9 protein-coding genes are annotated in these 14,283 nt (G+C 42.3%); all 9 read right to left on the bottom strand.

The features are described from left to right. Nucleotides 1-32: 32 nt before the first annotated feature. The 9 genes from ATS76_RS17245 to ATS76_RS17205 all read right to left on the bottom strand — a co-directional run bounded on the left by ATS76_RS17245 (nt 33) and on the right by ATS76_RS17205 (nt 14,136). On the bottom strand, nt 33-3,026 hold the full coding sequence (locus ATS76_RS17245) for a TonB-dependent receptor (protein ID WP_010556831.1): 2,994 nt from the start codon (nt 3,024-3,026) through the stop codon (nt 33-35). Nucleotides 3,027-3,100: 74 nt separating this feature from the next. Next, the gene (locus ATS76_RS17240; protein WP_058553064.1) at nt 3,101-5,764 is read right to left on the bottom strand and encodes a glycoside hydrolase family 16 protein; all 2,664 of its coding nucleotides are present in this window, start codon (nt 5,762-5,764) and stop codon (nt 3,101-3,103) included. A gap of 262 nt (nt 5,765-6,026) precedes the next feature. Next, nucleotides 6,027-6,818 carry a sterol desaturase family protein gene (locus ATS76_RS17235; RefSeq protein ID WP_058553063.1) on the bottom strand — a complete coding sequence of 264 codons (792 nt, stop codon included), beginning with the start codon at nt 6,816-6,818 and terminating at the stop codon, nt 6,027-6,029. Beyond that, nucleotides 6,811-7,455 (bottom strand): CDP-alcohol phosphatidyltransferase family protein, encoded by a 645-nt coding sequence (locus ATS76_RS17230; protein ID WP_058553062.1) that lies wholly within the window; start codon nt 7,453-7,455, stop codon nt 6,811-6,813. Before ATS76_RS17230 ends, ATS76_RS17235 begins: the two co-directional genes overlap by 8 nt. Before the next feature lie 31 nt (nt 7,456-7,486). Further along, nucleotides 7,487-8,125, bottom strand: a complete 639-nt coding sequence (locus tag ATS76_RS17225) for an ATP-binding cassette domain-containing protein (protein WP_058553061.1) — start codon at nt 8,123-8,125, stop codon at nt 7,487-7,489. A gap of 22 nt (nt 8,126-8,147) precedes the next feature. Beyond that, the gene (locus tag ATS76_RS17220) at nt 8,148-9,902 is read right to left on the bottom strand and encodes an ABC transporter permease (RefSeq protein ID WP_058553060.1); all 1,755 of its coding nucleotides are present in this window, start codon (nt 9,900-9,902) and stop codon (nt 8,148-8,150) included. Next, nucleotides 9,899-11,176 carry an ABC transporter substrate-binding protein gene (locus ATS76_RS17215; protein WP_058553059.1) on the bottom strand — a complete coding sequence of 426 codons (1,278 nt, stop codon included), beginning with the start codon at nt 11,174-11,176 and terminating at the stop codon, nt 9,899-9,901. The genes ATS76_RS17220 and ATS76_RS17215 overlap by 4 nt, the downstream gene beginning before the upstream one ends. Then, nucleotides 11,163-11,981, bottom strand: a complete 819-nt coding sequence (locus tag ATS76_RS17210; RefSeq protein ID WP_058553058.1) for a DUF547 domain-containing protein — start codon at nt 11,979-11,981, stop codon at nt 11,163-11,165. The genes ATS76_RS17215 and ATS76_RS17210 overlap by 14 nt, the downstream gene beginning before the upstream one ends. 1 nt (nt 11,982) lies before the next feature. Continuing rightward, nucleotides 11,983-14,136 carry an FAD-dependent oxidoreductase gene (locus tag ATS76_RS17205; protein ID WP_058553057.1) on the bottom strand — a complete coding sequence of 718 codons (2,154 nt, stop codon included), beginning with the start codon at nt 14,134-14,136 and terminating at the stop codon, nt 11,983-11,985. Nucleotides 14,137-14,283: the final 147 nt, after the last annotated feature.

Here is a 14,283-nt window from a genome sequence, read left to right as displayed (position 1 = left end):
TAGAGCGGTTTTTATTTGGTATTTATTTAAGTTTAGTTACCCATTGAGTATCTAAAACCAAATGCATAACGCGGTCCGTATTGTGCAGCGCTTAAGAACTGGCTTTCAAAACGACTGAACGAACGCTCTGTCTCGTTTGTTAAATTAACGCCTTCAAAGAATACGGTAGTGCTTTCATTCACTTCGTAGTTAACGCTAATGTCCCACTGTAAATATTCTTCAGCATATTGTGGAGGAGCCGTAGCACCCGAATCCGGTAGGCCTTGCGCAATTAGGTATTCATCACGCCATGCACCAGTAATTTTAACTGATAAGCCATCTTTTTCGTAAAAACCTTGTAGATTGGCAGAATCACTCAGACCAGCTAATACAGCTTGAGATGCAAGGTAATAGTTGTCGTACTCTACATCACCGTCAACAATAGTGGCATTAAAACCAGCGCCAAAACCTGACTCGCCGAATAAGTGCTGTATCGCAAACTCAACACCATTTACTTTACGAGATCCTACGTTTTCTGGTGAGTTGATTGTCCACTCAATTAACGGATCAGTTGCTGAGTCAGGAAGTACACGGTTGTTTTCGCCAATTCCTACGCCATTTGCCACAATCTCATTATAGATAGCAGAGTCAGTTGCCTGCTCGCCACGTCCTTCAATTGCGGTTACTGCATTATTCCAGCGTTGACCTAAATAAACATCATGCAGGCCTTCAAACGTGGTTGTTACTTGCGTGTTATCAATCCAATTATCTACATCTTTCCAAAACATGCCTACTGCAGCGTAGCTACCTTCATTGTAGTAATATTCAAGGCTAAGATCGAAGTTGGTCGATTTAAACGGTTGTAGGTTTGGGTTACCACGACTACCGCTTCTTGAATTTAATTTAGGTGACGGTGTTAAGCTTAAGTTGCCAAGCATGTCGCCAAGAGTAGGGCGTGTGATTGTTTGACCCCATGATACGCGTGACACTAAGTTATCAGAAAGGTCAACTTTAACATCGATCATAGGTAGAAGAAGATCGTAATTACCTTTGTAATCAACCTCAACTAATTCACCACCACTGGCAAATTCTGTTAACCATTCAGACCCACCAGCCCAATATACCTGCTGAGCAACACGGCTTTTAGCTGGGCTTACGATGTCAGTTTCTTCGTAACGAAGGCCTAAATTTACAAAAACATCGTAGTCGCTAACGTTAAATACCCAATTTGTAGAAAGGTAAACACTGATTGTTTCTTCTTCTACTTTGTTAGTTGGGAAGCCATCAAAGGTGCCTATTTGGTAAACATCACTGCCTATTACGTCTTCAGTTAAAAAAGCGCTTTGGCGAGCAAATGCTTCATCAAGATCATAAGTGTAAGCATAGCCTGGCGCTACACCGTTAGGACCAAATGAAAACTCGTCAAGGAACCCACTTAAATCAACTCGCTCGAACATACTATCTGGGAATATCTCAGCAAATGTACCGTTATTAAAGCCCGGTGCATTGGCATTATTAGAGCCACCCCAGCCACTAAGTGTTTGCTTAGTGTATGCAGCACCAAATTTTACTGTTTCTAAACCAATGTCAGTGTAAGTAAATAGTTTACCGTCTAGTTGTACTTGAGATACTTCTGATTCACCGGGTGTTCTTGTAAAGATACTAAAGTTAGAGCCAATTTGGTTTGGATCAACTTCTTGCGTGCCGTTATTCCAATTTACATTAAAACCAGGTACGTCACCTTCACGGAAAGAGTACTCTTTAGTTGAAATGTCTGCCGAGCCTAAAATGATTCGTGCGTTAGCGCCTAAGCCAGGATCTTTACCATTATCGGTCGTTGTTTTAGATGTGTGGGCATCAAAGTTAAAGCTCAGATTTTCGGTTGCTAACCATTCAACGTTAATACCTGTCGCTTTTGAATCTACTTCTGATGTTTCACGAAATGCAGTAAAGGATGCATCGTCACCTGCAGAGTTGTAATAAACTGCTGTACCGTTTTCATCAAGCTCATAAGCATTGGCATTACCACCGAACGAGCCGTTCCAGATCCCCCAAGACAATGAGTTATTACCGGTTGTTGCTTGTGAAATTGTATGGTCAAGCGTAAATGTCAGGTTGTCTGTTGGTGCAAACTGAAATGTTGCTTGTGCATTTAAGCGCTCACGTTGAATGTCATCTTTCGCAAAGCTAACTTCTTGCGGAAAGAAAGCGGCTGAAACAAATTCACCATTTTCCCCCGCGTTTGGGTCAAAGAATTGTTTAGCCGGGTTACCTTCAGCATCCATTGGGCGGTTATCAACAATATTAGCCGCATCAACCGAGAGGTTAGGGTTAACTAACCAAGATCGAACATTTGCTGCTTGTCGTTGAAAATCACGACGATGGTATGAAAAGTTAGCCGACACACCAAAACGCTCGTCATCAAAGGTATTACTGTAGATACCTGCAATTTCAGGTGTTACTTTATCGCCTTCTTCTACAGATGTATCGTGAATACCTTTAGCCATAAAAGAAAAGCGCTCACCAGGCTTTTGTAATGGTTTTGCGGTAACAATATTGACAGTTGCACCCAATCCACCGGTTGGTGAATCAGCGCGTGCAGTTTTCATTACTTCAAGTGAACTTACACCTTCTGATGATAAGTTTTCAAAGTTAAATGAGCGTGTAAAACCTGTTCCCGCCATTTGGCGACCATTAAGTGTTACCAAGTTAAACGATGGACCAAAACCACGAACAGTAATTTGGCTACCTTCACCGTTTGAGCGGCTGACAGATACGCCAGTAATTCGTTGTAATGATTCTGCTAAGTTTGTATCTGGGAACTTACCCATTTCTTCAGCTGAGATGGCGTCAACTACACCAGAAGCATCTCGTTTTACATCCATTGAACGGATTAATGATCCGCGAATACCTTTTACTTCAATGATTTCTAGTTCAGGTTCAGCAGTATTTTCTTCTGCTGCATAGGCTAAATTAAATGTACTTGCAGCGATGATAAGTGACACAGAAGCTGCTAACTGGCTCTTTTTAAAAGTGAATGTGTTCATAATTGCTCTGCTTTTCTAAATTTATTACAGTTAGTGGGTGCCTATTTAAAGACACCTACCATTCAATGGTTGTTCTACGGGTTTGCGATAATTACGTTATCGATACGATAAACCGCGCCTTCACCCGTACTCCATGCTGGGAAAACCATTAACACGTTGATATCACTGATGTCTAAACCGGCGTCAAAAAGTGATTGCAATGTAAATGTGTACGTTTGCCATTGACCAATAACCGGTACTTGACCTTCAACACTTTCTGCAAGAGGAAGCTCCACTGCAGACGCAGCGCCAGTTGATTCAATTTTAAATAACCATTGAGCGTCTGTTGCGTTAGGTGGAGTCACCATTTTCATTTCAAATTGTACAACCCCATTTGCAAGGATAGACGAGGCATCAAAAGAAACACCTTCATCGGCTAAAAAGCCCATAACAGTTGGCGCTGAGCCAATTACAAATTCAGCAACGGTACCGTGATCGCTATCGTCTGTTTCCTCAGTAGGTGTTGAACCACCACAACAATCCCATATGCTCCATTGCTCAGCAGCAGTATCTTGGAATATTGTAATTTCACTTCCTGCAGTAGATGCTGCACTTGGGTCATAAACTTTAGCGTTATCTACACGGTAAACTGCGCCTTCACCCGTTCCCCATGCTGGGAAAATCATAACAACATCTATCGCGCTAACATCTAAACCTGCACCTGCTAGGTCGGCTAAGGTGTAAGTGTAAGTTTTCCATTCACCTGCAACTGGCGCGTCACCTGCGTCTGTTAACGGAAGTTCTACCGCTGAGTCACCCTCATTAGATTCAATTTTCATTAACCAAGTTGAGTCAGGGTTATTAGGGTTTGACATTACTTTTAGTTCAAACTGCAGAACGCCATTTTCTAAAATACTAGTCGCATCGAATGGTGTGCCGCTTCCGCCTGCAGAAGTGCGTGTGTTAAAGCCCATTACTGTAGGTGCTTCACCAATGCTAAACTCTGCAGTTAAACCGTGTTCTTCGTCGTCTAATGCTTCAACTGGTGTTGAACCACCACAGCAATCCCACATAGGCCAATCTAAACTTTGTCCGTTGTCGAATAAGACAACCTCAGGAGAAGCGCCCAAGTCACCTTCAATTGCTACATTAGTAATAAGGTACTCAGCACCTTCACCTGTTTGCCATGCCGGGAATACCATAAGCACATCAATTGCGCTTAAATCTAGGCCTTTTTCTTGAAGTAGTGATAATGGAAAGGTATATGTTTGCCATTGACCAGTTACAGGTGTTACACCTTCATTGCTTTCACTTAATGGTACGTCGCCTGTATTTGGGCCACCGTCACCTGCTTCTGCTTTAAGTATCCATGTAGTATCCGACGTTGGAGGTGTTACCACTTTCATGTCAAACGTTAAACGGCCGTTTAATTCAAGTAATGGAGATGCATCAAATGGAGACGATGTTCCTGTAAAGTCGTCTGGAAAGTGACCACCGCGCGTAGAGAAGCCAAGCACAGTTCCGTTGTTATCGTTTATATTAAATTTAACAGCGTCACCTTTGTCTGCATCAGTAATAACCTCTGGTACAGTGCCGCCACAACAATCCCATGCAATCCAGTTAGCGTCTAGGCTACCGTTAAATACATCAAGGTTTCGGGCTACGCCGTCGCTTGGTGGGGTAGGTACAGGTGCTGCACCTTCTACAAGTGCGTCGTCTAGGCTGTCGTAACCTGGGCGAACTGTTTCACAACCTTTGCCTGTGCTTGGGTCTGATGCACATTCGTATACTCGAACGTAATCAATTTCAAAGCTTTGGCCTTGTGCAAATGCGTCTGCATCAATACCTAGGTTGTTAACGTTTTCAGGCCAATCGCCACCCACTGCATGGTTTAATATAAGGTAGAAATCTTTATCGAAAGGGGCGTTATCCCAATGTGTTGTAAGTTCGCCGCTTCCTTGTTCAAAGTATTCCGCAAACCAGCCTTTGTGCTTAAGGCCAACAGCTTCGTCTTTTGAATTGTAACGAACTTCAGAACGACGTTGTGTAGCGTAAAGGTAATCATCTACATACCAGCGGATTTCACCCTCTTGCCACTCAATAGCGTAAGTATGAAAATCATCAGCTGGGTTCATATCTTCAGGTAACAAATAAGCTTTACCTGAGCTAGAGTTATTTGGCCACTCACGACCGTAATGAAGAGTACCGTGCACGTAAGATTCAATAGTGCCATCTTCAGCGGCTACTTTTAGATTTACAGCTTCTAAAATATCAATTTCACCAGAACGTGGCCAAGTGCCATACTCTTCATCAGTTGGCATCATCCAAAATGCAGGCCAGCTACCCTGACCAGACGGTAATTTTGCGCGCATTTCAAAGCGGCCGTATGTAAAGTCTGCGTTGTAACGGGTATTTAAGCGGGCTGATGTGTAAGGTTTAGCTGCGCCTTCTTCTGCAGGGAGTGCGACGATGTTCAGCATGCCGTCTTTGATAAAGGCATTTTCTTCGTTATCGGTATAACATTGCTTTTCGTTGTTACCACCACCAGCACAGTTTAATTCAAAGTTCCATTTGTTTGTATCAATGCTAGTGCCGTCAAATTCGTCATTCCATACCATGCGCCAGTCTGAGACTGGCTCTGAAGAATTAACGACTTCTGTATTTGTGTTTGTTGTTGCAGCGTCACCACCACAGCCGGCCAAAGACGCTAATGAAATAGCAGCCAGAAGGCGTGTAATGCGTGTTGTTTCAATGTTCATAACTGAACCCCGTTCAACTGATAATTGTCAGAATATGTGTTTAAGTTTAGTTGATTTTATAGCTTTTATACTTTCTGTAAGCGCTTACATTTGCGTGTGTAATTGTAAGCGCTTACAAATAGTATTGTGCAGTTGTGATTTGGTCAACATATTTGTCTAAATTATTTACAATTAATTTACTGTTTAACGAATAAATAGTAGTTCTAAAATCATTAAACTGCATAATTTTGTTTAATGATTTTATTTTTTAAGAGGATAGTTGTTACTTTTTTTGAAATGGCATGGTTAACAAAGCCCAAAGAGAGGCGTTTTGCTTTTCGCTTGGGTATTCTCTTAGGCCTACATCTATGTCGTTATCGGTTTTTTGCGCTTCATTTTTGTAACTACCAAACAGTTTATCCCACCAAATAACGCTAAATCCATAGTTTGAATTGGTTTCGCTCACGCGTTGGCTATGATGAATACGATGTAGTATTTGGGTCATTAATATTAACCGAAGGGGCTTTTCTATTGCATTTGGCAAGCGAATATTCGCATGGTTAAACAGCGCTAATCCATTAAGTGCTATTTCAAATATTAATACTGCAATAGCGGGTACCCCTAAAGCGGTAACGGCAATCAATTTTATAACTATGCTGAGTACAATTTCGATAGGGTGAAAACGCAAACCTGTGCTGGTATCTACATGGGCATCGGCGTGGTGTACGCGATGCAAACGCCACAAAATAGGCACGTTATGAAATAACCTATGCTGCCAATAAATAAGTATATCAAGCAGTAGCATACTTAAAATAATAGCAACACTACTTGGTGTGGCTATTTGATTAAATAAACCAATACCGTGCTCTTGGTTATAAAGCGCTACGGCGGTTAAGCCTATGGGTACACTTAAGCGAGCAATCAGTGATGAAGCAAACACGAGTCCAAAATTAGCAAACCATCGGGTGTTACTTTTTATAGGCGATTTACGTGCGGGCATACGCGATTCTAGCAGCATCATAATAATCAAAATGCTAAAAAAGAATCCTAAACGCCACCAAATTTCATTACTCATTGGCTTGTGTAACCTCATCAGCTTCTTGGAGTTTTAGCGTGTTATAACCACCATGTATACGTGTAAAAATAGTAATAGCGCACGCAGTGGCAAAAATACTCGCCATTATGGCAAAGTGCTGCGGCCAAATACAAAAGGCAATAAACAGCGCTATGGTTTCTGTGCCTTCGGTTAAACCATTTAAATAGTAAAAGCTTTTGTATTTAAACTGGGGTTTTTCGAGCTTAAATTTTTCGGCGGCTATGGCAAAGGCTAAAAAGCTTGAGCCTGTGCCTATAAAAGTGGCCAGTAATATGCTACCTGCAATGGCGTTTTGCTCGGGGTTTGCCAAAATAAAGCCAAGCGGAATTGCCGCGTAAAATAAAAAATCGAGGGTAATATCTAAAAAACCGCCAGCGCTTGAACTTAAATTTGCATGGCGTGCCAATGCGCCATCTAGCCCATCTAAAATACGATTTAAAGCAATAGCTGTTAACGCTGCGTACCACATTTCAAACGCAATTAATGGCACAGCTAATAGGCCTATTAAAAAACCAACCACAGTGAGTTGGTCGGGCGTTATACCACGCTTGTGCATTAATGCCACAACAGGGGTTAACAGTGGCTTTATTACCGGGGTGATGTATTTGTCTAACATGCTTAGTGCCTTGTGCTTTTTGTGCGTGTATTTATTTGGCTAAATTTAAGGTGATCATTTTGCCGTTTGCGGCTTCTGCATCGCTATGATCGTGGGTGACCATAATAGCGGGCAGTTTATGCTCACGTATTTGGCTAAATACCAGCTCGCGGGTATCTACTCTTAATTGGGTGTCGAGCTTGCTAAAGGGCTCATCAAGTAAAATCGCTTTTGGCTCGCTTAATAGCATACGCAATAAAGCAACGCGGGCTTGTTGCCCACCAGAGAGGTTGTCGGGGTGGCGATTAGCCATGCCTTTTAATCCTATTTGTTCAAGGGCGTTCTCTATTTTTTCAAGGCGTTGTTTTTTATTGCCTTTAGGCATAGCAAAGGCAATGTTACCGCTTACCGATAAATGCGAAAATAATAACGCGTCTTGATAAAGCACGCCTATGTGGCGTAAATTTGCGGGTAAATCATTAATACTTTTACCGTTAAGCCACACTTCGCCATTTGCGCTAAAGCCGCTGGGTAATGTGCCGGTAAGCCAGTTTAATAAACTTGATTTACCACTGCCTGATGGCCCCATAATAGTAAGTATTTCGCCGCCTTTTACCTGCTCGTTTAAGCTTAGTAATAGCTCGTGTTGACGATAAAGCTCACAATTTTTAATCTCTAAAGATGACTGCATTAAAAACCTTTTAATTTATGGGTTAGCGATGTGCGCTTTTAAAAAAGTACTTAGGTAAAACCCACGCCAGTATAAAGCCAATGAGTGGTAATGCCATTTGCATAATGGCATACACTGCACTGGTGCGCCTACTTGCGCCATTTGCAAGGGTAACCGCTTCTGTTGTAATTGTTGCTATGCGCCCGCCACCGGCTAAAAGAGTCGGTAAATATTGGCCAAAACTAATGGCCAAACCAAGTGCGGCCGCAATTAAAATAGGGGCAAATAACTGGGGTAATTTTACTTGTAAAAACACTTTGCAGGGTGTTGCGCCAAGGCTTGCTGCTACATGAGCAAAGCGAGGGTCTAATCGCCTATAACTGCTCGCAAGCGATAAAAACACATACGGCAGTACAAACAATAAATGGGTAAATACCACATTAAAAAACGCGGCTTGGTTATTTATTAGTTGTTGCAGCCACACTAGGCCAAATAAAAATGCAATACTTGGTACAAGCAACGGTAAATAAATAATTAAGCTGGTAAAGCGCGACATGGGTTTTGCACTTAACTGCTCTGACTCTAAGCACAAAAGGGTAATAATAATGGCAAATAACGTAGTAACTAGCCCTATAGCAAGGGTATTACAAAGCGGGCTTTGCATTTGCATTAGCGCACTTTTAAAGTGAAGTAGCGTGAGCTGATCGGGCAGTGCCGCCGGAAAACGCCAAAATCCGGCAACCGACCACATAATTAAGCCAATTAACGAGAGCAAAATAAAGCCAATTACAAATACTGTTAATACGGTCGTTATTTTTTGCCAATAAACACCGCCATATTCTCGCTCGCCATTGGTGAGTAAGTCACTAAATAATGCTTTTATGGTTTTTTCGCCGCCAAGCCAAAGTGCTAGCAAACCACCAGTAAGTACAAGCTGCAATAATGCCCCAGCAGAGGCTTTAATACGCAGGTTTAAATCTACATCGTTAAACCAGTGCATAATAGCTACAGCCAATGTGGGTGGTGTATTTGGCCCTAGAATAAGTGGCATTTCTACACTTGCGCTGGCATAAGCCAATACGGCTAAAATGGGTAGGCGCAGTAATGGGTAAAGGCTTGGTAATACTACTTTAAAAAAAGCAGTCATAGGGCAGTAGCCTAAATTAAGCGCTACTTTATGTTGTTGGCGCAGTTTTTTGCCAAGCTCAGGTTGGGCAAGCACACCTAGCGCCATTAACAGTAAAAAAGGCAGCTCTTTAAGGGTTAAGCCTAAAATTATACTAATACCAAAAGCGTCATGCGGAAACATGCCGTTAGGCGCAAGTTCCCATCCACTAAACCAAGGCGATACTAAACGCGAGATCATGCCCGAAGGAGCAATTAAAAAACCAACCGCTATAGCCGCTGCTGCGTGGGGAATTACCAGTATTGGGCTCAGTAAACGCTGAATACGGTTAAGCCACGGGCTATTAAAAAATGCCGCTAAAATCATTAACGTAATGATAAAGGCAAGTAAGGTACTTATTAATCCGCTGCCAACACTTAGCATAACCATGTGTGTTAGGCCGGGTGTTTGCATGAGCATAGTAAAGCCATGTAGGCCAAGTGTTGTGTGCTCAAGTACCGGCGCATAACCAAAAGCGGGCAATAGCACGCTAATTAAGCCGCCTATTACAGGTAAAATAAGCAATGCCAGTAAAAAGCGTGGGCTTAATGTAACTAATTTACTAAACATATCGGCGCTTTTATGCGGTTTAAGCGTTGGGCTTGCTGCTAACTTATTTGAAACAACACTCATTGGCTTACTCCAAAACGCGCTTGCCAACCTTCCATAATAGCGTTTACCCAGCTTGGGTGAGGCTCACTTAGCGTGCGTTTAATACTATTCAAAGGCAGCGCGCTTGGATGTGGTTGCGTTGTTTTAAATAAGGCTTGCTGCTGTGGTGTTAGCGTTGACTGAATAAGTACACTTTTATCGCCCCATATAGGCGCTTTTTGTTTTTGAGCTTGCGCCTTTGGGCTTAATAAAAAATTAGCCACTAACTGCGCACTTTGCTGGTGGCTTGCATTATAAGGTATGGCTACAAAATGGGTGTTACTTAAACTGCCATCTTGCATTGCATAACTGCGCATACTTTTTGGTAAATCATAACGTTTAACAGCGGCGGGGACTTCGGGCGCTGAAAACGTAAACGCTATGCTTAGCTCTGTGTCGCCGACTAAGCGGCGCATTTGTGCACCACTTTGCATAAAATGTTTCCCGCCGCGCCAAAGTGTTGGGTGCAGCTTATTTAAAAAGTCCCATAATGGGTTTAATACTTGGGCTGTGTTTTGTGCAGTAGCTGGCTGATTTAACTGCGCTTTAAGTGTATCATCACTTTGTTGATGTAGCATAACAAGCGCGTATTTTAAAAAGCTCATGCCTAAAAAGTCAGGCGGTTTGGGGTAGCTAAATCGCCCTGGGTTTTGTGCGCTCCAGCTAAGTAATTGGTTAAGAGTTGTTGGTAGTGTGTTATTTGCAGTGCCGTCAATTGCTAAACTGTCGTAGTAAAAGGTGAGTGAAGCTTGGCCCCAAGGAGCTTCCATCCCGTTGGTGGGTATTCCAAAATCAAAATTAACCGCGGGGTTATTGTCAGGGTCGGTGTAGCTAAAATTAGGCAGCTTATTAGCCCATTGTTTAAGTAATAATGAGTGCTCGCTCATGGTGGCAAAGTTAGCACCGTTTATCCAAATTAAATCTACGCTGCCTTTATCGTTATTGTTTGCTGCTTTTTCGGCAAGTACGCGGCTTACCGCTTCGCTGGTATCACTTAGTTTAACGTGTACTAAGTTAATGTTGTATTTGGTTTTTACTTGCTGTGCGGCCCATTGAATATACGCATTTATTTGCGCATCGCCGCCCCACGCATAAAAATATACGCTTTGGTCTTTGCCTAAGCTTTCAACTTGCTGCCAACGGCTTTGTAATTGTGTACTTGCTAGGCTTTTAAAGCTAATAACAAGGCAAATGCAAAACGCGACACAGCAAAAGCTGTATCGCGATAATGTTTGCCAACATTTATTGGCGAGCATTTAAATCCCAGTTGTAGTCTAAAAATTTAACTTTCATGTCATTATTTTTAAGCGCTTTTTGCTGAGCGGGTATCAGTTTTAGTGCTTTTGGGTATTGCATAAAAAACTGTTGCAGCGTATTCGCACCTTTAAAGCCTTGTTCAAAATCATCGCCGTACCACTTAAATATTGAAGACACACTTAGCGTGTTATCTTGCGCTATATTGCGGGTCATGTCTGATAAAAAACGTACCGTTTGCGCTTGCAATTGGCTTTCTAAATCAGTGGCTGTGTAGGCTTCTTCACGTAGTGCTGGGCAGCCAATACTTGCGCAATTTACAGCAAAGTGAATACGTGGGTCGTTGTATTTACCACTGCCACGTATTAAACCATGTTCTATATCATCAAGGCTGCGAGTTTTACCAAGTAATGGCACAAACTCTTTGCTCCATGGTGAGCTAAAAAAGCTGCCTAAATCTTTAATTGACTTAAGATCTGGGTATTTTGTTAATATAAGCTCAACAGTAAAGGCGTTATATGCGTTAATTAAAAACGCCAGCTGCTTAGGTTTTTCCCATGTATCAAACTCATTTTGCGTAACAGCCGATAGCGAATCTAAATAGGTTTTAAGCTCGCTTTGCTTAGCTTTTATTGCTGAATAATCAACCTCTGTGCTGTGGCCATGATTAATAGCTACAACATGGTTGTTTAATAAGGCGTTCCAGCCTTCGTGCATGTTTTGAGCTTGGGCCGAAAATGACGTTGCAAACGATGTTGCAAGCAAAGTAGACCCTAACAATAGCGCTTTTAAAGGTGTTTTAAACATATTAGCCTCTGCGCCATGTGTGGTATTTTTCAAGCATGTTAAGTACTTTCTCAGGTGCATGAGCGCGTTTCCACTCGCCTGCTGCGTACTTGTTACCTTCAGCCCAAGTAGGGTAGCTGTGAATAGTGCCTAGTATTTTGTTAAGGCCTAAACCGTGTTTCATTGCTAGTACAAACTCTGCTATTAAATCGCCAGCGTGCTCAGAAACCACAGTAACACCGAGTATTTTGTCTTTGCCTTTGGGTGTAATTACTTTAATAAAGCCTTTGGTGGCGCTGTCGGTAATGGCGCGGTCTAGCTCTTCAAATTCAAAGCGAGTGATTTCATAGTCAATGCCTTTATCAATAGCGTCTTGCTCGTTTAAGCCAACACGTGCTACTTCTGGGTCAATAAACGTAGTCCACGGAATAACACGGTAATCTACTTTAAACTTTTTAAGATTACCAAATAAGCCATTTACTGCTGCGTACCAACCCTGATGAGCGGCTACGTGCGTAAACTGATATGGACCTACAATATCGCCAGCGGCAAAAATGTTAGGGTAAAGCGTTTCAAGGTATTCGTTAGTGACTACAGTGCGATTAGTTTCAATACCGAGTTCTTCAAGGCCGTAACCTTTAAGGCGAGCGCTTCGGCCCACAGCACATAGTAGCTCATCGTATTCAATATCGATTTTGGTATCGTTATGTTTTACCACAATGAACTTTTTGCCATCGCGCGCTTCACAGCGTAGTGCCTGATGCGAGGTTAAAATGTTTACGCCGCTTTCGGTTAGTGCTTCATGTGCAAATTTAGACACCTCTAGGTCCTCTTTGATCATGATGCGTTCGCTCATTTCAATTTGCGTAACATTTGAGCCTAAGCGTGCAAAACTTTGTGCAAGTTCGCACCCAATTGGACCACCGCCAAGTACAACAAGCTTTTTAGGGGCTTCTTCAAGCTCTGCAAATTTAGTCCATAACGTATCGCTTGTTACATAGCCTGTTTCTTCGATACCAGGTAATGGCGGTACAAATGGGCGTGCGCCAGTGGCAATAACAATAGTACGGGCTGTTAATGTTTGTGTGCCGCCATCGTTAAGCTTAATTTCTACAGTCCACGGGTCTAATAATTTACCGTAGCCTTTAACCACATCTACACCCAGGTTTGTGTAACGTTCAACGCTATCATGTGGTGCTACATCGGCAATTACTTTATGTACACGTGCCATTACTTTTTTAAACGAAAACTGCGGTGCCATGTTTTCTAGGCCGTAGTGTTCACCGTTGCGAATTTGCTCGGCAATTTTAGCGCTTTTAATAACGGCTTTACTTGGTACACACCCGTAGTTTAAACAGTCGCCGCCCATTTCGCCGGCTTCAATTAGGGTTACTTTGGCTTTAACCGCTGCTGCAATATAGCTTGTCACTAAGCCGCCAGCACCTGCGCCAATAACAATCATGTTACGGTCGAACTTTTTAGGTTTAGTGTAATTTTTGTATACGCGACGTTTTTTAAACACGTTTAGGATTCCTTTAGCAATAAAAGGGAACACACCCAATAAAGCGAATGATAAAATAAGATCGAGCGATAAAATGCCAGATAAGCTCTCAATTTGCGCAAGTTGCGTACCCGCGTTTACAAATACAAAAGTACCTGCGAGCATACCTACCTGACTTACCCAGTAGAAGGTCCACGATTTAATTGCAGTAACACCCATTAGTAAGTTAATTAAAAAGAACGGGAATACGGGTACTAAACGAAGGGTAAATAAGTAAAACCCACCTTCTTTTTCAACGCCTGCGTCAATAGCGTCTAAGCGCTCAGGAAAACGTTGTTTAATTGTATCGCGCAGTAAGTAACGCGATACTAAAAAGGCAAGCGTAGCACCTACCGTAGAGGCAAACGAGGCAACCAATAAGCCTTCAACTAAGCCAAATAAGGCACCTGCGGCCAGTGTCAATATAGCCGCACCCGGTAAAGAGAGAGCCGTTACTACCACATAAAGTAAAAAGAAGCCGCCAATAACAAGCAACGGCGACTGTGCTTTGTACTGATCAAATTGATCCATTGACCCTTTTAAGCCATCAAGTGTTAGTAACTGGTGTAAATTAAAATGAAAGAACGCGCCAATAGCAGCGGCGGCAATCACTATTAATAATAATTTTTTTATCATGTTCTCTCTCTTAATTAGGGCCTATTACCCTTTTTGGATTGCACTAGGTAAATCCCTTGGGCTGCGCCTGTTTAGCATTAATTTTACTTTAACGCCTATGAGGAATAACCACACCACATAGGCTTTACCTCGCTTTATAAGAAGCAA

Source organism: Pseudoalteromonas sp. 10-33, from assembly GCF_001469195.1.
Lineage (GTDB): Bacteria > Pseudomonadota > Gammaproteobacteria > Enterobacterales > Alteromonadaceae > Pseudoalteromonas.
Note: the sequence above shows the minus strand (reverse complement) of the source record. Positions and strands in the feature narration are given on the sequence as shown.

What these genes read in the sequence shown, in the direction of transcription:
- ATS76_RS17245 (WP_010556831.1), bottom strand. Translation starts at nt 3,026, where the DNA reads ATGAACACATTCACTTTTAAAAAGAGCCAGTTAGCAGCTTCTGTGTCA.
- ATS76_RS17240 (WP_058553064.1), bottom strand. Translation starts at nt 5,764, where the DNA reads ATGAACATTGAAACAACACGCATTACACGCCTTCTGGCTGCTATTTCA.
- ATS76_RS17235 (WP_058553063.1), bottom strand. Translation starts at nt 6,818, where the DNA reads ATGAGTAATGAAATTTGGTGGCGTTTAGGATTCTTTTTTAGCATTTTG.
- ATS76_RS17230 (WP_058553062.1), bottom strand. Translation starts at nt 7,455, where the DNA reads ATGTTAGACAAATACATCACCCCGGTAATAAAGCCACTGTTAACCCCT.
- ATS76_RS17225 (WP_058553061.1), bottom strand. Translation starts at nt 8,125, where the DNA reads ATGCAGTCATCTTTAGAGATTAAAAATTGTGAGCTTTATCGTCAACAC.
- ATS76_RS17220 (WP_058553060.1), bottom strand. Translation starts at nt 9,902, where the DNA reads ATGAGTGTTGTTTCAAATAAGTTAGCAGCAAGCCCAACGCTTAAACCG.
- ATS76_RS17215 (WP_058553059.1), bottom strand. Translation starts at nt 11,176, where the DNA reads ATGCTCGCCAATAAATGTTGGCAAACATTATCGCGATACAGCTTTTGC.
- ATS76_RS17210 (WP_058553058.1), bottom strand. Translation starts at nt 11,981, where the DNA reads ATGTTTAAAACACCTTTAAAAGCGCTATTGTTAGGGTCTACTTTGCTT.
- ATS76_RS17205 (WP_058553057.1), bottom strand. Translation starts at nt 14,136, where the DNA reads ATGATAAAAAAATTATTATTAATAGTGATTGCCGCCGCTGCTATTGGC.